This window comes from Campylobacter sp. CFSAN093260, from assembly GCF_012890095.1.
Lineage (GTDB): Bacteria > Campylobacterota > Campylobacteria > Campylobacterales > Campylobacteraceae > Campylobacter_D > Campylobacter_D jejuni.
Genome location: NZ_CP040618.1, coordinates 1,024,307 through 1,048,236, shown reverse-complemented (window position 1 = coordinate 1,048,236; position 23,930 = coordinate 1,024,307). Strand labels below are relative to the sequence as shown.

21 protein-coding genes are annotated in these 23,930 nt (G+C 29.8%); 11 read left to right on the top strand and 10 right to left on the bottom strand.

The features are described 5' to 3' along the window. Positions 1–8 precede the first annotated feature (8 nt). From smpB to sstT, 9 genes are read right to left on the bottom strand one after another with little or no spacing between them, the layout of a single operon-like run. Positions 9–461 carry an SsrA-binding protein SmpB gene (smpB, locus tag FBF22_RS05380; RefSeq protein WP_002884971.1) on the bottom strand — a complete coding sequence of 151 codons (453 nt, stop codon included), beginning with the start codon at positions 459–461 and terminating at the stop codon, positions 9–11. Further along, positions 458–1,225 carry a 4-(cytidine 5'-diphospho)-2-C-methyl-D-erythritol kinase gene (locus tag FBF22_RS05375; protein ID WP_002884970.1) on the bottom strand — a complete coding sequence of 256 codons (768 nt, stop codon included), beginning with the start codon at positions 1,223–1,225 and terminating at the stop codon, positions 458–460. Before FBF22_RS05375 ends, smpB begins: the two co-directional genes overlap by 4 nt. Continuing rightward, on the bottom strand, positions 1,222–1,449 hold the full coding sequence (csrA, locus tag FBF22_RS05370; RefSeq protein WP_002852854.1) for a carbon storage regulator CsrA: 228 nt from the start codon (positions 1,447–1,449) through the stop codon (positions 1,222–1,224). Before csrA ends, FBF22_RS05375 begins: the two co-directional genes overlap by 4 nt. Beyond that, positions 1,443–2,261 (bottom strand): tRNA pseudouridine(55) synthase TruB, encoded by an 819-nt coding sequence (truB, locus tag FBF22_RS05365; protein WP_002884967.1) that lies wholly within the window; start codon positions 2,259–2,261, stop codon positions 1,443–1,445. Before truB ends, csrA begins: the two co-directional genes overlap by 7 nt. Then, complete coding sequence (locus FBF22_RS05360) at positions 2,258–4,333, bottom strand: 3'-5' exonuclease (protein ID WP_002878810.1); 2,076 nt, start codon at positions 4,331–4,333, stop codon at positions 2,258–2,260. Before FBF22_RS05360 ends, truB begins: the two co-directional genes overlap by 4 nt. Then, the gene (locus tag FBF22_RS05355; RefSeq protein ID WP_002884955.1) at positions 4,330–4,767 is read right to left on the bottom strand and encodes a hypothetical protein; all 438 of its coding nucleotides are present in this window, start codon (positions 4,765–4,767) and stop codon (positions 4,330–4,332) included. The genes FBF22_RS05360 and FBF22_RS05355 overlap by 4 nt, the downstream gene beginning before the upstream one ends. Next, positions 4,761–6,482, bottom strand: a complete 1,722-nt coding sequence (locus FBF22_RS05350; protein WP_002884952.1) for a M3 family oligoendopeptidase — start codon at positions 6,480–6,482, stop codon at positions 4,761–4,763. The genes FBF22_RS05355 and FBF22_RS05350 overlap by 7 nt, the downstream gene beginning before the upstream one ends. 3 nt (positions 6,483–6,485) lie before the next feature. Then, complete coding sequence (locus tag FBF22_RS05345; RefSeq protein ID WP_165433264.1) at positions 6,486–7,373, bottom strand: aspartate carbamoyltransferase catalytic subunit; 888 nt, start codon at positions 7,371–7,373, stop codon at positions 6,486–6,488. A gap of 9 nt (positions 7,374–7,382) precedes the next feature. Further along, positions 7,383–8,606, bottom strand: coding sequence for a serine/threonine transporter SstT (gene sstT / locus FBF22_RS05340; protein ID WP_002884950.1), 1,224 nt, complete (start codon positions 8,604–8,606; stop codon positions 7,383–7,385). A gap of 139 nt (positions 8,607–8,745) precedes the next feature. Here sstT and metK point away from each other — a divergent pair, with 139 nt between their 5' ends. Continuing rightward, positions 8,746–9,942: a methionine adenosyltransferase gene (metK, locus tag FBF22_RS05335; protein WP_002852836.1), complete on the top strand. Its 1,197-nt coding sequence runs from the start codon at positions 8,746–8,748 to the stop codon at positions 9,940–9,942. Positions 9,943–10,178: 236 nt separating this feature from the next. On the opposite strand, the gene FBF22_RS05330 is transcribed toward metK, so the two are convergent. Next, positions 10,179–11,504, bottom strand: a complete 1,326-nt coding sequence (locus tag FBF22_RS05330; protein ID WP_002884947.1) for an apolipoprotein N-acyltransferase — start codon at positions 11,502–11,504, stop codon at positions 10,179–10,181. Between FBF22_RS05330 and yajC the strand changes: the two genes are divergently transcribed. Genes yajC through FBF22_RS05280 form a run of 10 tightly spaced genes read left to right on the top strand, consistent with a single transcriptional unit; the run spans position 11,477 to position 23,929 of the window. Beyond that, positions 11,477–11,749 (top strand): preprotein translocase subunit YajC, encoded by a 273-nt coding sequence (gene yajC, locus FBF22_RS05325; RefSeq protein WP_002786346.1) that lies wholly within the window; start codon positions 11,477–11,479, stop codon positions 11,747–11,749. The genes FBF22_RS05330 and yajC overlap by 28 nt on opposite strands. Further along, entirely contained in the window at positions 11,742–13,322 is a 1,581-nt protein-coding gene (gene secD, locus FBF22_RS05320; protein ID WP_002882590.1) for a protein translocase subunit SecD, read from the top strand. The genes yajC and secD overlap by 8 nt, the downstream gene beginning before the upstream one ends. Beyond that, a complete protein-coding gene (gene secF, locus FBF22_RS05315; RefSeq protein WP_002882593.1) occupies positions 13,322–14,293 on the top strand; it encodes a protein translocase subunit SecF in 972 nt (323 codons plus the stop codon). The genes secD and secF overlap by 1 nt, the downstream gene beginning before the upstream one ends. Positions 14,294–14,302: 9 nt before the next feature. Then, positions 14,303–16,732: a leucine--tRNA ligase gene (gene leuS / locus FBF22_RS05310; RefSeq protein ID WP_002884936.1), complete on the top strand. Its 2,430-nt coding sequence runs from the start codon at positions 14,303–14,305 to the stop codon at positions 16,730–16,732. Then, complete coding sequence (gene lptE, locus FBF22_RS05305; protein WP_002884934.1) at positions 16,729–17,241, top strand: LPS assembly lipoprotein LptE; 513 nt, start codon at positions 16,729–16,731, stop codon at positions 17,239–17,241. Before leuS ends, lptE begins: the two co-directional genes overlap by 4 nt. Beyond that, positions 17,225–18,622 carry a hypothetical protein gene (locus FBF22_RS05300; protein ID WP_002856019.1) on the top strand — a complete coding sequence of 466 codons (1,398 nt, stop codon included), beginning with the start codon at positions 17,225–17,227 and terminating at the stop codon, positions 18,620–18,622. The genes lptE and FBF22_RS05300 overlap by 17 nt, the downstream gene beginning before the upstream one ends. After that, positions 18,588–19,772 (top strand): folylpolyglutamate synthase/dihydrofolate synthase family protein, encoded by a 1,185-nt coding sequence (locus FBF22_RS05295; RefSeq protein ID WP_074468975.1) that lies wholly within the window; start codon positions 18,588–18,590, stop codon positions 19,770–19,772. The genes FBF22_RS05300 and FBF22_RS05295 overlap by 35 nt, the downstream gene beginning before the upstream one ends. Further along, the gene (locus FBF22_RS05290) at positions 19,759–20,661 is read left to right on the top strand and encodes a M23 family metallopeptidase (RefSeq protein ID WP_002853442.1); all 903 of its coding nucleotides are present in this window, start codon (positions 19,759–19,761) and stop codon (positions 20,659–20,661) included. Before FBF22_RS05295 ends, FBF22_RS05290 begins: the two co-directional genes overlap by 14 nt. Beyond that, on the top strand, positions 20,598–20,993 hold the full coding sequence (locus FBF22_RS05285; protein WP_002859143.1) for a polymer-forming cytoskeletal protein: 396 nt from the start codon (positions 20,598–20,600) through the stop codon (positions 20,991–20,993). The genes FBF22_RS05290 and FBF22_RS05285 overlap by 64 nt, the downstream gene beginning before the upstream one ends. Then, positions 20,993–23,929 (top strand): DEAD/DEAH box helicase, encoded by a 2,937-nt coding sequence (locus tag FBF22_RS05280; RefSeq protein ID WP_052777653.1) that lies wholly within the window; start codon positions 20,993–20,995, stop codon positions 23,927–23,929. Before FBF22_RS05285 ends, FBF22_RS05280 begins: the two co-directional genes overlap by 1 nt. The last annotated feature ends 1 nt before the right edge of the window (position 23,930 follow it).

The window sequence follows — 23,930 nt, the reverse complement described above, 5'->3', positions numbered from 1 at the left end:
ATTTTCCTTTATTTGTAATTTTTCATAGCAGCTCTAGCTTCTAAATCGGCTTGCTTTTTCTTTAAAGTTTCACGCTTGTCGTGCAAATTTTTCCCTTTAGCTAAAGCAAGGGTAGCTTTTACTTTATTTTTTGTGTTAAAATAAAGATCTAATGCAACGATAGTATATCCTTCTATACTTACTTTACCTAATAATTTATCAATTTGCTTTCTATGCATTAAAAGCTTTCTAGCGCCTCTTTCTTCGTGTTTATAGAAAGAATGTGTAGTGTAAAGCAATGAAATATGAGAATTAAGTAAAAAAATCTCATTTTTTATAATGCGAACAAAAGAGTCTTTAAGATTTGCTCTTCCTGCTCTTAAGGCTACAACTTCACTTCCTTTAAGGACAATTCCGGCTTCAAAGCGTTCTATGATACTATAATCAAATAAAGCTTTTTTATTTCTCGCAATAATTTTCATCGATCAACCTTAAAAACACTACTACCGCTACCGCTTAGAAAAAAATCTTCCTGCAAGTAAGACTTCATTTTAGGATATAAAGTTGCACAAGGAGTAAATAAATCATTTAATTCTTTGTTTTTAAAGTTTTGCAACAACTCTTTTGTGCTGAGTTTTTTGTAGATTTGCGCTTGATTATTGTTTTTTTGAAAGTCAAATATTTTTCTATCAAATTCATCATAAACAGCTTTAGTTTGGCAAGATATTTGTGGAAAAGTCCATTTTAAATTAGGTATGTCATCTTCAAATTCTTTTATAATTTCACCACAGCCACTTACATTAGCAGAGTGAAAGCCACTTAAAAAAAAGGCAATATCACTTCCTAGTTGTATGCTTAAATTTATAAGCTCTTGTAGGTTTAATTTTAAATTTAGGGTTTCATTCATTAGCAGTAAAAAACTCGCACAATCGCTACTTCCACCGCCAAGTCCAGCACATACTGGGATATTTTTTGTGAGTTTTAGGCTTTTTTTGCTAAATAATTCTTTTAATTCGTTATTGTATCTTCTAGAAAGTAGCAAATAAGCCTTTTGAATAATATTATTTTCGCATTTAAAATTACTAATGATTTCAAATTCTTTTTTAGAATCTGATTCTTTGTCAACAAGCTCAAGCTCATCAAAAAGATCTTTTAAAAGTATAAATCGTGATTCTAAAAGATGATATTTTCTTGAGTCAAAACCGGTAAGTTTTAAAAAAATATTTGCTTTAGCGTAAGCTTTCATTTGATTAGTTTTTTGCTTAAGTCATCAAGTTTAATATCATTCTGAACAACAGAATGCAAATTTTCATCCTTTACTTGTTGAACAAGTTCTTTTCTAAGTATCATAAGGGATTTTGGAGCTTCTATGCCTATTTTGGCATATCCTTTCCCTGTTTGAACGACTTTGATTTCTATACCTTCTCCGATAATTATACTTTCATTTTCTTTTCTTGATAATATTAACATTTTTCAACCTTATTTAGAAGATATTTTACTGTATTTTCTTTAATATTAATTATGCTAAAATATTTTTCTGTTTCAATATAATAATCTCCTTCATCATGAAATTCTAATTCTTCGACAAAAATTTTAGCACCATTTTCGAGTTTATTTAAATCCTTGATAAAATTTGGCTTTAGGTTAATGTATTTTAACACATTTAAGCTTTTCTCATTATTATAAACAAATTTGCCTTCTTTAATGCGCTCTAAAGAGCTTAAAGTCGCATTAATACCTAGTTTTCTAGCAAAAAGTTCACAATAAGATCTTATATAAGCACCTTCACTGACTGTGATTTCAATATTTAAAAAAGGATGATTATAGCTTAAGATCTTGCAATCAAATACTTCCATTTGGCAAGGTTTTAAATTTGCTTCTATACCTTTTTTTGCAAGTTCATAGGCGCGAGTTCCATTGATTCTTTTGGCGCTAAATTGCGGTGGTGTATAGGAGATAATTCCTTGCATTTGATCAATGATTTGTTGTAAATTTGCAAGATCAAATTCTTTTATATTTTTAATTTCTTTTATATTTTGATCATCAAGACTTAAGGAGTAAACTCCAAGCCATAAAGTAGCTTTATAGGTTTTTGGAGTTTTTTTTAAAAAACGGAAAAGTTTTGTATATTGTCCAAATGCAACGATTAAAACCCCTTTGGCGAAAGGATCAAGAGTGCCAGAATATCCTGCTTTTTTATTTTTATATTTTTTCTTTAAAGTACTTAAAAAGGCATTAGAACTCAAACCCCTTGGTTTAAAGGCTGCAAAGATCTTGTTCATACTGCTTTTTCCACAAAGCTTGCCATGATTACACGCATTATACCACCAAAATTAATATTAAGCTTTTCCTCTTTTCCGCTTTTATTAACTTCAACAACCCTGCCAATGCCAAAAATTTTATGTTTAACTAGATCTCCTTTGCAAAAACTAGTTTTTTGTATATTTTGATTTTTTGATTTTTCATTGATTAATTTACTTTCTTCTAAGAAGCGACTAGGATTGATATTTGCTCTTGAACCATGATAAAAACGAGAATTTGCAACACTTATTGTGAGAAATTTCTTGGCGCGAGTGATGGCAACATAAGCAAGACGGCGTTCTTCTTCGAGATTTTCTTCGCTATTTAAAGGAAAAAATCCTTCATCAAAGCCTATTATAAAAACATAATCAAATTCCAAACCTTTGCTAGCATGAATACTCATCAAGCAAACACATTCTTCATCTAAATTATCTTGATCACTTAATAAAGAAATTTCACTAAGTAGATCTTCTAAAGAAGCTTCGGGATCTTCTTTGAGTTTTTCTCTTAGATTAGCATAAAACTCATCAAGATTTCTGATTCTTTCATCTCCATCATCTTGCTCTGAAAAATAATCTTTGATTTTAAATAATTCTTCTATATTGTCAAAAACCTTTTTTGCATTATCGTAGCTTTTTAGAGTGTGAATATTTTGTATAAAAATATTTGCTTCATTTTGTGCTTTTTTTGTTGTTAAAATTCCTACACCACCATCGCTTTCGCATAGGGCATCAAAAAGTGAAATTTGACGTTTTTTTGCATATTCTTCTAAATTTTTTAGGGCTTTTTCTCCTATGGATCTTTTGGGGCGATTAATAATACGTTTAAACGACAAATCATCGCTTGGATTTAAGATAAGTCTAAGATACGAGATTAAATCTTTTATTTCTAATCTCTCATAAAAACGCATACCACTAAGTAGTTTATAAGAAATTTGTTTCTTCATAAATGCTTCTTCTATTGCTCTTGATAGTGCATTAACTCGAAATAAAATGGCGATCTCTTTAGCTTCTACTCCAGAATTTAGCAATTTTTTCACTTCTTGAGCGATATATAAACCTTCATCTTTTTCGTTTTCGTTTTTTAATATTTTAATATTTTCCCCAGTATCTTTAGTGCAGATTAAAGTTTTTCCAAGTCGTTGCTCATTGTGAGATATGAGATTATTTGCTGCTTGTAAAATAGTCCCTACTGAACGATAGTTTTGTTCAAGTTTTACAAGTTTAACATTTTTAAAATCATTTTGAAAATTTAAAATATTTTCAATTTTTGCTCCACGCCAACTATAAATACTTTGATCATCATCACCAACAACTGTGATATTTTCATGCATACAACATAGATTTTTTAGAATTTTATATTGCAAGGTATTAGTATCTTGATACTCATCAACTGTAATGTAATTATAAAGTAAGCTTTGTTCTTTGGCAAAATTTATATCATTTTCTAAAATGAGATTGCTTAGCAATAAAAGATCATCAAAATCTACAAAATTTTGTTTTAATAAGTATTCTTCATAAGCACGGTAATAGTTGGCAAATTTGTATTCATTTTGATATTTTTCAAAATTATGTTCTTTTAGTAAATTTAAATCTTCAAAGACATTGCTTACTCTTTTGCCTTCATTTTTGCAATAAGATATGTATTGGATAATATCATAGACATTATCTTTGTTTTTATCATGGATTAAGTCTTTAATTATTTTTTTTGTATCATCTGTATCGATAACAATAAAACTATTTTTACGCTCCAATCTTTCAAAATGGAGTTTTAAAAATAAAAGTCCAAATTTATGAAAGGTGCAAAGCAAAGGATTGTGATTGCCTTGTAGAAAATTTAATGCTCTATGACGCATAACACTAGCTGCTTTATTTGTAAAAGTAAGAGTAAGAGTGTTATGTGAGGGGATGCCTACTTCACCGATAAGATAAGCAAGACGAGTGGTGATAGTTTTGGTTTTTCCACTACCTGCGCCTGCTAGGATAAGCATGGCTCCATCAATGTGGCTTACCGCTTGTTTTTGACTATCATTTAAATCTTCAAATAGGTTCATTTTTTGAAAATATCTTTATTTTTTGGATTATTTAAAAATATATTTTTAGATTTTTGTAAATTTTTGCTATCTTCACGTTTATAAAGACTAAAATTAACGAATAAAATGCTATTTTCTACTTGAATTTGCGTGATAGCTCCTAAATCAACCTTTACAAAACTATCAAAATCATCATTTCCAAAACCTGCGTGAAATTGAATGAAATCTTTATTTAGTTGTATGGATTCAAAGGTGTATCCTCCAAGAGCAAAAAGAGCATAAGGATTTTGTTTAATATTAAGCTCTTTGGGAAGTTCAGGGTTAAAATCTATGAAATTTGTATTTGCAACTATGGAAAATTCTATATTTTCTTCTATAAGGTGTGAAATAACTTCATAACAATGCTTTTGCATGGTATGGATAAATTTTTCATTTTTTAAGATTGTTTCTAGCATGATTGTAACTCCATGAATTCATTGATGAGTTTTTGAATTTCTTTTATGCCTATTTCCCAAAAATTTTCATCTTCTATATCAAATCCAAACATTCCTACTAGTTCTTTTGGACTCACGCTTCCACCTAAAGAAAGCATTTTGATATAAAGTTCTTTAAAATTTTCACATTTTTTACTTTTGTAAAGTCCATAAAGAGCTAAAACTAAAAGTTGTGCATAAGCATAAGCATAGCAGTAAAAAGGAGAATGGATAAAATGAGGAATATAACTCCACCAAGAAGCATAATTTTTTGTAAGTTTTACGCTGTCTTGAAACATCTTTTGAGATTCTTCCATCCAAATTTTATTGATTTCTTCAGTGCTAAGTTCATTTTCTTGAGCATGTAAGCGTCTTTCAAAACAAGTAAAATTAATCTGTCTATAAAAAGTTGCAAAAATATCTTCGATTTTATTTGCATATAAAGATAAGAGTTCTTCTTTTTTTAACTTATCTTTAATAAAATCAAATACGAGCATTTCAGCAAAAACTGAAGCTGTTTCTGCGGTGGTTAAAGGTGTATTTTGATTTAAATAGCTTACATTATAAGAAAGTTTTTGATGGATAGTGTGTCCTAATTCATGTGCAAGTGTAAAAAGATCGCGTCTTTTATTGGTGTAGTTTAATAAAACAAAAGGATGTGCATCAGAAGTTGCAGAATGCGAAAAAGCACCCCCTTGTTTATTTTCTTGCGGATAAACATCAATCCAACCTTGATCAAAAGCATTTTTTGCTATATCATAAAATTGAGGAGAAAAAGCTTGAAATGCCTCTAAAACAATATTTTTACTTGTTTTAAAATCAAAACTTGCTTCTTTTCCTATGGGTGCATATCTGTCATAGTCTTTAAGCTCATTATAGCCTAAAATTTGTTTTTTTCTTTTGTAAAATTGCGATACTAAGTTAAAATGTTTTTGCGCACTTGCTATCAAAGAATCAACGCTTTTTTGTGAAATTTGATTGCTGATATGTCTTGAAATTTCAGCATTTTCATAACCTCTTAATAAGCTTATGTTTTTTCTTTCTGTTTTTATCATATTGATAATAAAACTTAAAAGTCTGCTATTTTTTTGCAAAACTTTACTGAATTTTTTAGCAGCTTTTTTGCGTATTTTTCTATCTTCATCATACATTTTGCTTAGAACTTCTTCTTCGCTAAGTTTTTTACCTTCAAAAGGGATTTTTAAAGCGCTCATACTTTCATCAAAAAGTCTACTAAAAGCATTTGCACCTGTATTGGAAAGATAGAGCATAATGCGTTCTTCGTTTTTGCTAAGATTATAGCGTTTGTTTTGCAATAAATTAGAAAGATAAAAATCATAATCTTTGCAAAAAGTTGTAAATTCTCGACTTTTCTCAGGAGCTAACTCGCAAAATTCAAGCTCGAAAAAGAGTAAATTTTCTTCTATTTTTTTGCATTCTTCTTCGTATTGTGCATAAAAAGAACCATTTTGAGTGTTTTTAGCAAAAAGCAAATAAGCATAAGTCATGATTTTACCAAGGGCTTGATTTAAATTTTCATAATCTTTTAAAGCTTGTAAAAACTCATTAGCATTTAATGTATAAAGTTTATTTTCATAGTTTTTTTTAAAATTTAAACTTTGTTGGATTTGGTCTTGTGTAAAATTTTGCAATGCTTCTTTATCGTGAAATAAAGCACTTAAATCCCATTCTAACATTTTTTATCCTTCATTTTCTAGTATGAGTTTTTTAAGAACAGCCATTCTAATAGCCACTCCATTTTTAACTTGTTTTAAAACTAAAGTCCTTTCATTGCTCATCATTTCATCGCTTATGTCAATATTGCGATTTACAGGGCCTGGATGTAGTAAAATAAGCTTTTTATCCTTTACTAAGCTTTTTTGAATGCAAAAATCATTTGCATAGTCTTTAAGTGAAGCATAAACGGTTTTATTATGTCTTTCTGTTTGTGTTCTAAGACTCATGATAATATCTGAATTTGCTATGATATTCTCATCAAGCTTATAATGTTTTTTAAGATGGGTATTAGGCATAAAATGTGGTGGAGCTACTAGGGTAATATCAAGATTAAATCTACTTAAAAGCTCTATATTGGACGCTGCTACACGAGAGTTTTTAATATCACCTACGATGCAAATTTTCTTACCTTCAACATTACCTTGAAAATGATTATAAATCGTAAACAAATCGAGTAAAGCTTGGGTAGGATGGGCGTGTTTTCCATCTCCTCCATTAACAACTGGACAATGCATATGCTTTGCTAATATCAAAGGAACTCCTGAGTTTGCGTGTCTTACAACAATAGCATTAGGACTCATGGCATCTAAATTAGCAGCAGTATCATAAAGAGTTTCTCCTTTGCTAGAGCTTGATCTTGAAACATCAAGGCGTAAAACCCTAGCACCTAATCTTCTTGCAGCGCTTTCAAAAGATGAAAGGGTGCGTGTAGAGTTTTCAAAAAAAATTGTCGTGATGCTTTTTCCTTTAAGAAAAGTCCTAGGTTTTTCATCTAAGAAATCACTTGCTTCTTTAAAAAGCTCCATAATTTCGACTTTATTAAAATCCTTTGTAGTGATGAGATGACGCATGTTTTTACCTTATTTGATATTGTAATTTAATTCATTTTTAGAACAAATTGCTGTAAAAAGAACATCTGTAGAACTATTTAAAGCAGTTTCAACACTATCTTGAATAACCCCTATAATAAAACCTATGGCAACTACCTTCATAGCAATATCATAGTCTATATTAAATAAAGAACAAGCCAAAGGTATAAGCAGTAAAGATCCGCCCGCAACTCCGCTAGCCCCACAAGCTGCAAAGGTGGCAATAATGCTTAATAAAAAGGCTTGTAAAAGACTGATTTCTATACCAATGGTATTGGCTGCAGTAAGACTTAAAATAGCTATAGTAACTGCTGCTCCTGCCATGTTGATAGTAGCTCCTAAAGGTATAGAAATGCCATAAAATTCTTTATCTATGCCAAGTTTAGCGCAAAGTGCCATATTTACAGGAATATTTGCCGCTGAACTTCTTGTAAAAAAAGCAAAAAATGCACTGTGCCTTAAGCAGATAAAAATTAAAGGAAAAGGATTTTTTCTTGTATAAAAAAAGACTATTAAGGCATTGATAACAAAAGTAACAAAAAGCATAGTAGCTACAAGTAAAATTAAAAGTTTTACATAACTTAGCAAACCTTGTGCTCCTGTTTGTGCTACAGAATTAGCCACAAGTCCAAAAATTCCAAAAGGGGCAAGTTTTACTACAAATTTAACGATTTTTAAAACCCCTTCATTGATATCTATAAAAACTTGTTTTGCTTCGTTAGAACAGTGTTTTAATGCTATACCTCCAGCTATTGCCCAAGTTAAAATTCCTAAATAATTTCCGCTTGAAAGAGCATTTATGGGATTATCGACAATTTTAAATAAAAGATCTTTGAAAATATCACTCATGTGGGTTGGAGATGAGTTTGTAGCAGTTTGAACTCCATCTAAAACAAGCTTTACAGGGAAGAAAAAATTAGCAAGAACTGCACAAGCTGAAGCAAAAAAGGTGCCTACTATATATAAAATGATAATATTTTTGATCTTAGCACCACTTTGAGAAAAATCTTTAGTGCAAATTGAGGTTAAAATTAAAATAAAAACAAGCATAGGAGCGATAGCTTTTAAGGCACTTGTAAAAAGTATTCCAAGTAAATTTGCAATTTCAGATATTTCTTTAGAGCTAATGCCTATAAGTATTCCTAGTGCTATACCTATGCAAATTTGAACTATGAGGTTGCCTTTAGCGTAGCTTTGAATGATTTTAGAAAACATAAAAACCTTTTAAATATTTTTTATATCAAAAGTTGATTTTAACTAACTTTTGCTTAATTTTAGAGAATTTTTAATTTATCAAGCTTTGATAAGTTTATTTGGATACAATTGTGGTTCATTTTAAATGAAAGGACTTTTTATGTATCTATTCACTTCAGAAGTCGTAAGTGCAGGTCATCCAGACAAGTGCGCTGATATAATCGCTGATACGATAGTGGATATACTCTTGAAAAATGACAAAAATTCAAGGGTGGCGAGTGAGGTTTTTGTCGCAGGAAATAAGGTTGTGATAGGAGGCGAAGTTAAGTCAAATCACAAACTTAGTAAAGCTGATTACGATAATTTAGTTAAAGATGTTTTAAAAAACATTGGTTATGACGGAGCAGGCCATTTTAGCAAAGAGCAGTGTTTACATCCTGATGAGGTTGATGTTATGGTGTTTTTAAATGAACAAAGCCCTGATATCAACCAAGGTGTCGATCAAGAAGATGGCGAAACAGGAGCAGGTGATCAAGGCATTATGTTTGGTTTTGCAAGTTGTGAAGCTGAGGAATATATGCCAGCAGCTATTAGTTATGCAAGAATGCTATGTGATAGAGTTTATGCTTATGCAAAAGCAAATCCACATGAACTTGGAGTGGATATTAAAACTCAAGTGACTATAGATTATGGCACTAAGGCGAATTTTGAAAATTGCAAACCGCAAAGTATTCATACTATAGTAGTTTCTGCACCTTGTGTTGAAAGTATGAAAATAGAAGATTTAAGATCTTTAGTGATGAAACTTATCTTAGATAGTAATTTACCAAAAGAACTTTTTGATCCTAATAAGACTAGAATTTTAATCAATCCAACTGGTAAATATGTTAATCATTCTTCTTTACATGATAGTGGTTTAACAGGAAGAAAACTTATAGTAGATAGTTTTGGAGGTTATTCTCCAATAGGTGGTGGTGCGCAATCGAGCAAAGATTATACTAAAGTTGATAGAAGTGGACTTTATGCAGGTAGATGGTTAGCTAAAAACATAGTTGCAGCAGGGCTTGCTAAAAAATGTATAGTTCAACTTAGTTATGCTATAGGTGTTGCAAAACCTACTTCGGTAAGCGTGGATTGTATGGGCACAAATACCAGTGTAAATGACGATGTTTTAAGTGATTTTGTAATGCAAAATTTCTCTTTAACGCCAAATTGGATCCGTGATAAATTTCATCTGGATAAACCAAGTAAAGAAACTTTTCTTTATGCGGATGTAGCAGCTCGTGGGCAAGTAGGACAAAAGGACTATCCTTGGGAAAAACTTGATGCTCTAGAACAGTTTAAAAAGCTACTTTAAAAAATTAACAATATTATACAAGCTTAAACAAGGCTTGTATAATTATAAAGAATTAATAAAGTTATATTAATTTTTGACTTAGAGGGATATTTTTCAATATCCCTCATAAATATAAAAGTTAGGAAGGAAGCTAAATTAATTTAGCTTTGGGGTAAAAACCCCTCTAAGTCAAAATATTGTTTGACAGAATTATAATATAAAATAACTTAAATTACTTTAAAATTAAAATTTTAATATTATTTTTTATCATTAAATATTTCTTTGGATAAATTTTTCCAATCTTTGCTTAAAAGCTTTTTAGGGAGTATAACTATATTCTCTTTGCCATTTGTAGCATGATAAACACTAACCCCATATTTACTTGCATAAAATTTCATTAAGAGTTGCTGGAGTTTGTATTCGCTACTATTATTAAACCAAGCATTGTTGCTTAGGGCTATAATAATTTGTGAATTTTGATAGTTTTGTTCTTTGGTAGCTTCATAACAAATTGCATTTGTGATAATTTGATTATCTAATTTATATTTGCTTTGTACAGGACCTTTGGAAAATTCTTCAATATTTTTGAGAAAATATTTTTTTGTTAAGTCTTTAAAAAATGGAATTTCTTCACCAAAGGGAACTAAAAAATGCTTATTTAAAATATAGACATTGCCTTTTTTAAAGATATAAGTGCTATTGTAAGTATGCTCTTTTTCAACATGAAATGCTCCTGTAATAATGGTGATTTTATAAGATAATTCTTTAAGCATGAGCTCATATTTGGTATTTTTTAAATCAAAAGCAAAAGCGGTTTCAGGCAAGATTACAAGTTCTTTTTTTTCATTTATAGCTTGAAGTATATCTTGAATTAAGATATCAGAATTTGATTTTAAATTTTCTTGTAAAAATTTTTGATTTTGAGAGATATTAGTATTGATGAGTTTGTAGTTTAAATTAAGAGTTTGAGCTTGTTTTTCATTATATTGAAATCCACTAAAGAATAAAATAAGAACAATCGCTATTTTATAATATCTTGATATATAACCCTCATAGATGAAATATGCTATTAAAAATATGCAAATAATACCACGATAACTTGGGTCAAAAAAACCATAAACTGTAAAAATTCCCCAATTAAGCCAATCAAATCCTAAAGGATGGATAAAACTTATGCAAAAAATTCCACAAAGCCTTAAAAAATCAAATTTTAATAAATAACATAATCTAAAAAGTAGTCCATAAATAAAACCAATGATAATTGGTATAATTGGTACTAAATAGTTTAGATTAAAATAAATTGAAGATAAACCAATCCACCAAAACCAAAGAATCCCTACAAAAAAACCTATCCAAAAATATTGTTTAGAAGTTTTACTTTTTAGAAGTAAAACTAACCCCCAAATAGCTAAAAATGGACTAATGGTTTGTGTAAAAATATTTTCAAAAAATGATAGATAAATAGAATTTGAAAGTAAAATTGCAATAAAAAAGACTTTTATTATTTTAAAAATGATAGAATTAGTGTTTAATTTTTTTGGAATAAAGGAAAAATATGGCAGAAAATTCAATTTTAACTTCATTGTTACCTCTTGTAGTGTTATTTGCAATTTTTTATTTCTTGGTAATTAGACCACAACAAAAACAAGCAAAAGCACATAAACAAATGCTTGAGTCTTTGCAAAAAGGAGATAAAATCATCACCAATGGCGGACTTATTTGTGAAGTCGTAAAACCAGAGGAGGATTTTATCAAAGTTAAGCTTAATGAAGACAATGTTACTGCAAAAATTTCAAGAGAATTTATAGCAAAGAAAATTGATGCGTAATTCTAAAATCAATTATCGCTTGATTATTTTTATAGCGGTATTTATTTTTGGAGTGGCTTTTTCACTCCCTTCTTTTTTGCAGTCAGAACGTGGTGCGAAGATTAATTTAGGGCTTGATTTGCAAGGTGGGCTTTATATGCTCTTAGGTGTAGATAATGAAGAAGCTGTAAAATCTAAAATAAAATCAATTGCATCTTCATTGAGTTATTCTTTTAATAAAGAAAATATTTTAAATGATGGCTTAAATACCCATGATGATATTTTAGAATTTACTTTGCTTGATAATGCAGATATTGCAAAAGTTGAAAATTTGCTTAAAGAAATAAAAGGAATTAATATACAAAGTGAAAATATGCACTATAAAATTTCTTTTACCTCAGAAGAAGTAAAAAATATAGAAAATTTTGCACTTTTGCAAGCAGTTGAAACCATAAGAAATAGGCTTGATCAATTTGGTTTAGCAGAGCCAACAGTTGCTAAACAAGGTGATGATAAGATTTTGGTTGAACTTGCAGGGATTAAAACCAAAGAAGATGAACTAAGAGCAAAAGAACGCATCACAAAAGCAGCACATTTGCAACTTATGGAAGTTGATGATTCTAAAATGGGTCAAGCTTCTACAATGAGCGATGCTGAGGCTGCGAGTTATGGACTGATTTTAGTGCCTGATTCTAGAAATCCAAATTTAAAATATACCTTAAAAAGTATACCTATTTTAGATGGATCTATGCTTACTGATGCTAGAGTAGGACTTAGCGATAAGAGTAATTATCCTGTGATTAATTTTACTTTAAATGCCGAGGGTTCTAAAAAATTTGCTGATTATACAGGAGCAAATGTTGGAAAGCGTCTTGCTATTGTACTTGATAATAAAGTATATTCTGCTCCATCTATCAATGAACGCATAGGCGGAGGTAGTGGGCAAATCAGTGGAGCTTTTACTCAAGAAGAAGCACGCGATGTGGCGGTAGCTTTAAGAAGTGGAGCTTTGCTTGCGCCTGTAAAATTACTTGAACAAAGAAGCATAGGACCATCTTTAGGTGCTGATAGTATTAAAATGAGTATGATAGCCTTAATTGGTGCATCGGCTTTTATTGTAATATTTATGATGATGTATTACGGTGTGGCAGGAATTTTTGCAAATATTGCAATGTTAGTTAATGTTTTGGTAGTAGTGGCTGTTATGGCTATGTTTGGAGCAACTTTAACTTTACCAGGGATGGCAGGACTTGTTTTAACTGTGGGTATGGCAGTAGATGCAAATGTGATTATCAATGAGCGCATACGAGAACTCTTGCGAGATGGAGTAAATATAAGAGCTAGTATAGAACAAGGTTATAAAAATGCTATGAGTGCGATTATAGATTCAAATATCACTTCTTTAGTTACTTCGGTAGCGCTTTATGCCTATGGAACAGGAGCAGTTAAAGGTTTTGCTGTGACTTTGGGAATTGGTATTGTTGTTTCTATGATTACAGCTATTTTAGGAACTCACGGAATGTTTGATTATTTTATGCAACGCATAGAAAAAAGTAATAATACAAGATTTTGGTTTGGTTACAGGAGAAGATAATGCAGTTTTTTAGCGAAAAGAAAATTTATGATTTTATGAGAATGCGTTTTGCTGCTATTTCTCTTTCTTTTATTTTGTTTTTTGGTTCTATTTATTTGCTTTGGGATAGGGGTTTGCAATATGGCATTGATTTTAGCGGAGGAACTTTAGTTCAGCTTAAATATGAAAATGCAGCTCCTATAACACAAATTCGAGAAATTTTAGAAAATCAAGGAACTTTTCAAAATTTATCTGTAACTGAATTTGGAAGCAATGAAGAAGTAATCATACGCTTTTTAGGAAGTAATGATAATGTAAGCAATGATATAGGTGAGCATATAAGCACTCTTTTAAAGGATACGGGAAAATTTGAAGTGCGTCGTGCTGATGTGGTAGGTCCAAAAGTAGGTGATGAACTTAGAAATAAAGGACTTATGGCTATAGCTGTATCTTTGATAGCAATTTTAATTTATATAGCGTTGCGTTTTGAGTGGCGTTTTGCTCTTGCGGCTATAATCAGTGAAATTCATGATGTTGTGATTACTTTAGGGGCAATTTCTTTATTTAAAATTGATGTCAATTTAGATACTTTGGCTGCTGTTTTAACTGTGCTTGGGTACTCTTTGAATGATACAATTATTATTTTTGATAGAATCAGAGAAGGCATTAAAACAAGTAAAAAAACCGAACTTGCACCTATTATCAATGAAAGTGTTTCAGCAACTTTATCAAGAACGGTTTTAACTTCAGGGTTGACTTTAGCAACCGTTGTGATACTTTATTTCTTTGGCGGGGAAATGATACAAGGATTTTCTTTGGCTTTAATTGTAGGTATTATAGCGGGAACTTTAAGCTCTATTTTTGTTGCAAGTCCGACATTATTATGGTTTAAATTTAGTGTGCTTGAGTTTAGAAATAAAGAAATTGAAAAAGCAAAAAGAAAACAAGATAAAGAACGCAATCGTGCAATGTATGAAAAAGGAACAGTGTAAGGAGAATTTATGGCTTATGAAGCAAGTTTAATAGAAAAAAAATGGCAAAAAATTTGGGATGAAAATGAATATTTTGAGCCAAAAGATGATTTAAATTTGCCTAAAAAATATATTTTATCGATGTTTCCTTATCCTAGCGGACGCATTCACATGGGGCATGTAAGAAATTATACTATAGGCGATGCTTTAGCAAGATATTATCGCAAGATAGGATTTAATGTTTTACATCCTATAGGTTTTGATAGTTTTGGTATGCCTGCTGAAAATGCAGCTATTAAGCATAAAATTCATCCTAAGTCATGGACTTATGAAAATATAGCTTATATGAAAAAAGAACTTTTTTCTTTAGGTTTTTCTTTTTCTAAAAAAAGAATGCTTGCTACTTCAGATCCACTTTATACAAAATTTGAGCAAGAATTTTTTATTAAGATGTTTGAAAAAGGTTTGATTTACACTAAAGAAGCAAATGTAAATTGGTGTGAACAAGATCAAACGGTTTTGGCTAATGAGCAAGTTGAAGACGGAAAATGTTGGCGTTGTGGTCATGAAGTGGTGCAGAAAAAAATGCCAGGTTATTATGTAAAAATCACTGCTTATGCTGAGGAACTTTTAAAAGATTTAGAAGAATTAAAAGATAAATGGCCTAATCAAGTTTTAACTATGCAAGAAAATTGGATTGGTAAAAGCGAAGGTTTGGAATTTTCTTTAAATTTAGACGAAGAAAGCAAGCAAAAAACCAAAGAAAGTTCTTTAGAAGTTTTTACTACAAGAGCAGATACAATTTATGGAGTTTCGTATATCGCTTTAGCTCCAGAACATAAGATTGTTCAAAATTTACTTTCGCAAAATTTATTAAATCAAGATGTATTAAATAAAATCAAAGCTATTCAAAATCAAAGCCCAAGAGAAAGACAAAGTTCTGAAAAAGAAGGTTATTTTTTAGGAATTTATGCCATTCATCCTTTAAGCGGAGAAAAAATTCCTTTATGGGTGGCTAATTTTGTCTTGGCTGATTATGGTAGCGGAGCGGTTATGGCTGTTCCAGCTCATGATGAAAGAGATTTTGAATTTGCAACAAAATATAATCTTGCCATCAAACAAGTTATTCAAACTCAAGAAAATTTACCTTATACGCAAAAATCAGGAAAGTTAATCCATAGTCAAGAATTTGATAATCTTGATTGTAATGAGGCAAGATTAAAAATTATTTCTCAGTTTGAAGCTAAAAATATAGGAAAAAGGGTTGTAAATTTTAAAATTCGTGATTGGGGTGTTTCACGCCAAAGATATTGGGGTGCGCCTATTCCTATGATTAAATGTCAAATTTGTGGTATAGTGCCTCAAAAACTAGAAAATTTACCTATTACCCTACCTGAAGATGTGCAAATTACAGGTGAGGGTAATCCACTTGATAAACATCCAACTTGGAAAAATTGTATTTGTCCCAAATGTGGCAAAGAGGCTCAAAAAGAAAGTGATACTTTAGATACTTTTTTTGAAAGTTCTTGGTATTTTGCACGTTTTGCAAGTGATGAGAAAACTTGGCAGGAAAAAGCTTTAGATGAAAAAAGTGTAAAGTATTGGATGAGTGTGGATCAATATATAGGTGGTATTGAACATGCAATCTTGCATTTACTTTATGCGAGATTTTTCCAAAAAGCTTTAAGAGATTTGGGTTATTTAACACAAAATGAACCTTTTGATAGACTTTTAACTCAGGGTATGGTGTTAAAAGATGGTGCTAAAATGTCAAAATCAAAAGGCAATGTTGTAGATCCTGATGAGATTATAGAAAAATACGGTGCTGATACCGCAAGACTTTTTATACTTTTTGCTGCGCCTCCGGCTAAAGAGCTTGAATGGAATGATGATGCGGTTGAAGGGGCTTATAGATTTATTTGCAAACTCTATGATAGGGCGCAAAATGTTAAAAAAGGTGAGCTTGTAGAATTAAAACAAGAAAATTTAAACAAAGAAGAAAAATATGCAAGATTAAAGGTATATGAAGCTTTGAAAAAATCTTTTGAAGTTTATCATCAAAGTTTTGCTTTCAATACTTTAATTGCAGCTTGCATGGAAGCTTTAAATGCTTTAGCACTTTGTAAAAATGAAGCTTTGGAACAAGAGGCTTTTTATATTATTTTAAATATCTTAGAGCCTATTATTCCTCATGTTTGTTTTGAGCTTAGCGAGGAGCTTTTTAAATGTAAAAATTTCAAAAAATTAGAACTTAAAGAAGAGGTTTTTGTAAAAGATACTTTAAATTTAGCTGTAAGTATCAATGGTAAGAAAAGGGCTGAATTTGAAATTTCAAGTAGTGCGAGTAAAGAAGAAATTTTAGCTTTTGCAAAAGAAAATACCGCTAAATGGCTCGAAGGTAAAAGTATAGTTAAAGAAATTTATGTGGAAGGAAAGCTAGTTAATCTAGTAATCAAATGAAAAAGATTTTGATTTTTTGTATAGGTTTATTTTTAGGTGCTTGTGGATATGTTCCTACATCAAAAATCGCTAATAATATTTTTGATGAGAAAGTTTATGTTAATGTTGAATTAAGTCAACAAGACCCAAAAAATAGTATCTATGTTGCTGATACTTTAAAAGAAATGGTGATTTCAAAACTAGGGCGTAAGCTTGCTTTAAAACATGAAGCTGATGATGTAATTAATGTTAAAATGAATAATTTAGAATTTATTCCTTTGGCCTATGATAAAAATGGCTATGTTATTAGTTATAAAGCTAAGTTAAATTTAGATTTTAATGTTGTTTTTAAAGATGGCTCAAGTCAGGCTTTTAGTACAAGTGGAAGTTATAATTTTGAAATTTCTCCAAATAGTATTATTAGTGATTTTGCAAGGTATGAGGCTATTCGAGCAGCTTCAAGCGAGGCATTTGATGAGTTTATTTCCGTAATTGCTATTAAAGGGCAAAAACGTGATTCCAAATACTAATGAAATAGCAAAGCAAACTTTAATTGCATTAAAAGAAAGAAAACTAAAACCAACTCCTGAAAATTATACGGAAATTTTTGAAGAATTATCTTTAAAATATGGTATTACAAGTTCAAATAAGGCTAAACTTGATAAATATAAAACCTTGCTTTTACCGATTTATCAACAAGAATTAAATTCTAAAACTATAAGAAGTTTAGAAGAACTAATTAGTTTTTTAATTTCTGTTTTAAATAGACAAAGCGGAAAACAATTTAGTGAATTTTTTGATTTTTTATATACCATATCTAAAACTTTGCAAATAAGTAAGGATAAAAAGATAAGAGATTTGGCTAAGGTGACTTCGATTAGAATTTCTAAAACTATGGATAGTGAAAGTATTTACTTGCTTACTAAAAAATGGAAAGAGCTTGAAAGAAATTACGATGAAAATGACTTAGAAGAACAAGCTCGCAAATATGGTATTAGTAAATATGATGATTATGATAGCGTGATTAAAAAACTCTTAGTTAAACTTGAAGAGCGTAGTTATGAGCACTTTAGTGAATTATTATGCTTGGGTTTAAATCCTTCATTGGTAGAAGATTTAAAAATTCAAGGTTTTATACAAAATTTAACACAAAAGCCTTTTGTAATAGGCGAAGAAAATTTTAAAAATGAACTAATGGAATTTATAAATCATCGTATAATGGTTGATAATATGTATGTCCAAAAAAATTTAAATTTTTTTAATGATAATCTAAAAAAAATCTATGAATTGCTTGTCTTACTTAATAAATCGAATGAAAAAAATATGGATTTTATCAATACTTTAAAACCAGATGAAAATGGGGAAGTAAAACTTAGTTTTGAGGATTTAAAACTAAAATTTAAACAACTTGGAGAAAAAATTACATCTTTAAATAATCAAATTGAATTCACGCAAAGCTTAGAAGAGAGAGAGGCTTGGAGTGTTCTTAAAGAGCTTGATAAAATGGATGAAAATTTTAATAAGTATAAAGTTAATTATTCTTTAGCTTTATTTTCTATAGTAAATTACCGTTTCATTATGGAAAAATACGGTATGGGAAGTTTGAATGAAATTTTTGTTCGATTTAAAAAAATTTTAAAAGATTCTTGTAGCGAATTTGATGAATTGTGGATGATAGATGAAAAGAGTTATTTGATTGTTTCGCCAGGAAAAAGCAAAGATGAAATTACACAGCTTGTAAATACAAATCTTAAAACTATAGAAAATTTTAGATTTATTTATAAGCAAGATATTATAACTCCTAAAATTCACGTGGCTTATCTTGATAAGCAAAGTAAGCCAAGTATTAATATTTTAGATGAGTTAATAAAGCAAATTGCAGCGGTTAATGAACAATATAATGAAAGTTGAGAATTTTTTAGCTCAAAAAAGTATAAATTACGATAAAATTGATCGTTTTTTGATGTTTAGAATGTATGAAAAATATAAGAAATATTTTAAAAATATTCCCATAATCCAACTTATAGGCACAAATGGTAAAGGTAGCACGGGTAGATATTTAACCCAACTTTTAGAAAATTTAAATTATAAAATAGGGCATTATACTAGTCCGCACATTTTCAGTTTTAATGAAAGATTTTATCTTGATGGTAAGATTGCAAATGATGAAGAATTAGAACAAGCTCATATAAGACTTGAAGAAATTTTTAAACAAGACTTGCAAAAATTAAGTTATTTTGAATATGCTACTTTTTTAGCTATGATTTTATTTCAAAAATGTGATTTTATTGTTTTAGAAGCAGGAGTGGGTGGAGAATATGATGCTACTTCTGTTTTTGAAAGAAGAATGAATATTTTTACAAGAATTGGATTTGACCATATTCAAATTTTGGGCAATTCTTTAGAAGATATTGCAAGAACCAAGCTTAAAGTTATGGCGCCTATAGCACTTATAAGTGATGAGCAAGAGCAAAATGTTTTAAATTTAGCAAAAAAAATTGCTTTTTTAAAAAAAGCTAATTTGCAAGTTTCTTCTTTAAATCCTTTTTTGAAAGAAAAATTTGAGATTTATTGTGAAAAGTTTGTTTTACCTTGTTTTTTAAAGCATAATTTAAAGCTTGCATTAAAGGCTTGTGAAATTTTAACTTCGCAAGAAAAAACCTTAGAAGCTTTAAAAAAGTTACAAGAGTTAAATTTACAAGGAAGATGCCAAGAAATTTCTCCAAATTTTTTTGTTGATGTGGGTCATAATCCCATGGCTGCTAAGGCTATGCTTGATAAATTTCAAGGAGAAAAAATAAATCTTATTTATAATGCTTATTTGGATAAGGATATTTTTCAAATTTTAAATACATTAAAGCCTATTATTGATACAATACAAATATATAAATATAAAAGTGCAGAACGAAAGCTGGCCGATGATGAAATTTATAGTATTGCATCAAAGCTAGGTATACAATGCAAAGAATTTGTAAAATTAGAAGAGAATAAAAAAAATCTAGTTTTTGGTTCTTTTATGCTGGTAGAAAATTTTTTAAAGGAGTGGTGTGGTAAAAAATAAATTCACTATTACCATTACAGATATTAACGGTTCAAGACATTTTTATTTAAATCAAATAATCAAAAAAATAGTTTTTTATACTATTGCTTTTATTGTTTTATTTTTAGTTTTTAGTGGTTTTTATATCAAATATCTCGATAGCAAACTTAGCGATATCAGTGAAAAGCGTGAGGAGCTTTTGAAAAAAAGCAAAGAATTGGAATTATCTAATTCGCAAATGCAAAAAAGCATAGAAGAAAAAACTCAGCAGTATGCAGCTATAGAAGATAAAATAGCTTCTTTTGAAGAGGCTTTGGGCTTAGAAGTAGAAAATAATCTTACAATTAGTGCAAGACTTGATAATCTTCAGCTTACCAATGAGCAGCAACTTGGAATTTTGGGACAAATTCCTAATGGATGGCCTATTGAAAATAAAGGCATTACAGGAAATTTTGGCTGGAGAGAGCATCCGCTTTTAAAAAGAAGGGAATTTCATCCTGGTATTGATTTAAGAGCAGAAATTGGTACCCCTATTTATGCACCAGCAAGTGGAGTAGTGGAATTTTCAGGTTATAGTGATAATGGCTATGGCTATAATGTAATTTTATTGCATAATTTTGGTTTTAAAACAGTATTTGCTCATATGATGCGCAAAGAAGTGGTCAAAGCAGGTCAATTTGTTAATAAAGGGCAGTTGATAGGTTATAGTGGTAATACAGGTCTTTCTACGGGGCCGCATTTGCACTATGAGGTAAGGTTTATTAATAAAACTTTAGAACCTTTGTATTTTTTAAATTTGCAAAGAAAAAATATGAATGATTTTTTTAATCAAGAAAGGAGAGTTCCATGGCAATCTTTAATAAAGGCGGTATCAGCCCAACATCCAGCTCTAGCTCAGAAACAACAGTAATTTCTTCAGGTGCGAGAATTGAGGGTAAATTTTATTTTGCTTCTATGCTCCATGTTGATGGAGAGTTAAGTGGTATTATTCATTCTGAAAGCATTGTGGTTATCGGAAAAAATGGAAATTTAAAAGGTGAATTACAAGCAGATAAAATTGTAGTAAATGGGTGTTTTGAAGGGCAACTTGAGGCTAATAGTTTAGAAATTTTAGCGGGCGGAGTTGTTAATGGTGATATTTCAACGCAAAAAATTTCTATAGAAAATGGCGGTCGCTTTAATGGAACTAGTAAAATTAAAGAAGATACTATCAAACTTATTGAAAATAACAACGAAGAATAATGCAAGCTTCATTTTATGAATACTTACAAAATCCAAAAATTTGTGAACTTTTTCTTTGTAAAGATGAAAAACAAGCAGATTTACTCGCTCAAGTTTCACGATTTAAGGGTTTAAAAACCTTTGTTTTACCTGATTTTAGAGCGCAGTTTGGAGATGATTTAAGGGCTTTTTCTAAAGAACTTTTTGATCTTTGTAAGATTTTAAATGCTTATCATAAAGAAGAAGAAAAAAAAATCCTTATTTCTCCTTTAAATACTGTTTTAAAAAAACTTCCTTCAAAAAAACATTTGCAAAATTATCATATCGATAAAAAACAAAATTTTGATTTGAAATGTTTTGAAGATGAAATTTCAAGATTGGGATACGAATTTGTAGATATAGTTCAGGATAAAGGTGAAATTTCAATTCGTGCGGATATTATTGATATTTTTTGTATCAATGAAGAAAATCCTATTAGAATTTTGCTTTTTGGCGAAGAGATTGAAAGTATAAGATATTTTGATTTGCAAAGTCAAAAGTCTATTCCTAACGAACTAGAACATTTTGAAATTTGTCCTTTTTTAAAATATTTTGACAAAGAAAATTATGAAATTTTTAAGGACAAATTAGAAGATTTTCAAAGCGATACTTTAATACATGATATCAATTCTTTAGGGTTTTGGTGTATTGATGATTTTTTTGATTATTTAGAACTTGATTTTTTAGCTTGTGAAAAGTTTGATATTAATGAATATGAAAAAGATATAAGTTTTGTGAATGCAAAAATTTTACCTCAAGCTAAAAAATTTAAAGAATTGCAAAGTTCTTACAATAAAGATTTTTTTGAATTTCATAAAAATAAAAAAATCACACTTTTAGCTAAAAACGAAGCTTTATTTAAAGCTTTAGAGCTTGAAGATACTCAAAATATCCATTTTGTAAAAAGTGATTTAAGGCTTAATCTTATTAGTCCTGAAGAGCTAATTATTTCTTTAAATCAAAAAGAAAAACAAAAAACAAGAAAAAAAGCTAGTTTGATTATAGATGAGCTTAAAAATGGGGATTATATAGTACACGAAGATTATGGGATAGGTAAATTTTTAGGTCTTGAGATGATAGTGATAAGCGGAGCAAAAAAAGAGTTTGTTGCTATAGAGTATCAAAATTCTGATAAGCTTTTATTACCAGTGGAAAATCTTTATTTGATTGATAAATATTTGGGCGTGAGTGGATCTATTCCAAGCTTAGATAAACTAGGTAAAACAAGCTTTATTAAACTTAAAGAAAAATTAAAGACTAAACTTTTAGCCATAGCTTCTGAAATTGTTATTATGGCGGCTAAAAGATCTTTGGTGCAAGCAAAAAAAATTACAGTGGATTTAAATAGACAGACTGATTTTATAGCTAGTGCGGGTTTTATTTATACAAGCGATCAAGATAAAGCCTGTCATGAAATTTTGCAAGATTTTCAAAGTGGAAAAGTCATGGATAGGCTTTTAAGCGGTGATGTGGGTTTTGGAAAAACAGAAGTCGCTATGAATGCTATTTATCCAGTAGTTAAAAGTGGATTTTGCGCATTTTTATTTGCGCCTACGACTTTGCTTTCTCATCAGCATTATAAAACCTTAAAAAAGCGTTTTGATCCTTTTGATATAAAGGTTTTTAAACTGGATCGCTTTACAAGTAGTGCAGAAAAAAAACAAGTTTTACAAAATTTAAAAGAAAATAAAGCTTGTGTAGTTGTAGGAACTCATGCACTTTTAAGTGTAGAATGTGAAAATTTAGCCCTTGTTATTATTGATGAAGAGCATAAATTTGGAGTGAAGCAAAAAGAAAAGCTTAAAGAAATCACTCAAAATTCACATATTTTATCCATGTCAGCAACCCCTATACCAAGAAGCTTAAATCAAGCTTTAAGTTCTATAAAATCTTATAGTGTTTTGCAAACTCCACCAGAAGATAGAATGGATGTAAGAACTTTTGTCAAAGAAAATGATGACGCACTTTTAAAAGAAGCTATAGCAAGAGAGTTAAGACGTGGTGGGCAAATTTTTTATATTCATAATCATATTGCAAGTATAGAGCAATGTAAAAAGCATTTATTAGAACTTTTTTCTACTTTGCGTATTTTGATTTTACATTCTAAAATCGATGCCAAGATGCAAGAAGAAGAAATGTTGAAATTTGAAAACAAAGAATATGATTTGCTTTTAAGTACCTCTATCGTAGAAAGTGGGATTGATTTACCAAATGCAAATACTATCATAGTAGAAAAAAGCGATCGTTTTGGCATGGCTGATTTGCATCAATTGCGTGGGCGTGTAGGAAGAAGTGATAAGCAAGGTTATTGTTATTTTTTAATTGAAGATAAAAATGCTATCACAAAAGATGCTTTAAAGCGTCTAGTTTCCTTAGAAAGTAATTCTTTTTTAGGCGCAGGTTCTATTTTGGCTTATCATGATCTTGAAATTCGTGGCGGTGGAAATTTATTAGGCGTAGATCAAAGTGGACATATTGAGCAAATTGGATATAGTTTATATCTTAAAATGTTAGAAGATGAACTTAATGCTTTAAGTAAAAATGAAGTGGATCAAAAAGAAAATAAACTTGATTTAAAACTCAATGTTAATGCCTTTTTAAACAGCGAACTTATCAGCGAAGATCGCTTAAGATTAGAACTTTATAGAAGACTTAGCAAGTGTGAGCAAGTTCATGAGGTTTATGAGATCGAAGGTGAAATTGAAGATCGCTTTGGAAAACTTGACATTTATACTAAGCAATTTTTATCTTTGATTACTATTAAAATTTTAGCTTTAAATAAATTTAAAAGCATTAGTAACTATGAGCAAAATATTCAATTTACTGCTTTAAATGATGAAAAAGAACTCATCAAGGCAAAAAGCAAAGATGATGATGATATTTTAGAGGCAATTTTAATGCATTTAAGAAAGGCTTAAA

Bases quoted from the DNA above. Each gene is read 5' to 3' on its own strand.
- smpB (WP_002884971.1), bottom strand. From the start codon at position 461: ATGAAAATTATTGCGAGAAATAAAAAAGCTTTATTTGATTATAGTATC.
- FBF22_RS05375 (WP_002884970.1), bottom strand. From the start codon at position 1,225: ATGAAAGCTTACGCTAAAGCAAATATTTTTTTAAAACTTACCGGTTTT.
- csrA (WP_002852854.1), bottom strand. From the start codon at position 1,449: ATGTTAATATTATCAAGAAAAGAAAATGAAAGTATAATTATCGGAGAA.
- truB (WP_002884967.1), bottom strand. From the start codon at position 2,261: ATGAACAAGATCTTTGCAGCCTTTAAACCAAGGGGTTTGAGTTCTAAT.
- FBF22_RS05360 (WP_002878810.1), bottom strand. From the start codon at position 4,333: ATGAACCTATTTGAAGATTTAAATGATAGTCAAAAACAAGCGGTAAGC.
- FBF22_RS05355 (WP_002884955.1), bottom strand. From the start codon at position 4,767: ATGCTAGAAACAATCTTAAAAAATGAAAAATTTATCCATACCATGCAA.
- FBF22_RS05350 (WP_002884952.1), bottom strand. From the start codon at position 6,482: ATGTTAGAATGGGATTTAAGTGCTTTATTTCACGATAAAGAAGCATTG.
- FBF22_RS05345 (WP_165433264.1), bottom strand. From the start codon at position 7,373: ATGCGTCATCTCATCACTACAAAGGATTTTAATAAAGTCGAAATTATG.
- sstT (WP_002884950.1), bottom strand. From the start codon at position 8,606: ATGTTTTCTAAAATCATTCAAAGCTACGCTAAAGGCAACCTCATAGTT.
- metK (WP_002852836.1), top strand. From the start codon at position 8,746: ATGTATCTATTCACTTCAGAAGTCGTAAGTGCAGGTCATCCAGACAAG.
- yajC (WP_002786346.1), top strand. From the start codon at position 11,477: ATGGCAGAAAATTCAATTTTAACTTCATTGTTACCTCTTGTAGTGTTA.
- FBF22_RS05330 (WP_002884947.1), bottom strand. From the start codon at position 11,504: ATGAAGTTAAAATTGAATTTTCTGCCATATTTTTCCTTTATTCCAAAA.
- secD (WP_002882590.1), top strand. From the start codon at position 11,742: ATGCGTAATTCTAAAATCAATTATCGCTTGATTATTTTTATAGCGGTA.
- secF (WP_002882593.1), top strand. From the start codon at position 13,322: ATGCAGTTTTTTAGCGAAAAGAAAATTTATGATTTTATGAGAATGCGT.
- leuS (WP_002884936.1), top strand. From the start codon at position 14,303: ATGGCTTATGAAGCAAGTTTAATAGAAAAAAAATGGCAAAAAATTTGG.
- lptE (WP_002884934.1), top strand. From the start codon at position 16,729: ATGAAAAAGATTTTGATTTTTTGTATAGGTTTATTTTTAGGTGCTTGT.
- FBF22_RS05285 (WP_002859143.1), top strand. From the start codon at position 20,598: ATGGCAATCTTTAATAAAGGCGGTATCAGCCCAACATCCAGCTCTAGC.
- FBF22_RS05280 (WP_052777653.1), top strand. From the start codon at position 20,993: ATGCAAGCTTCATTTTATGAATACTTACAAAATCCAAAAATTTGTGAA.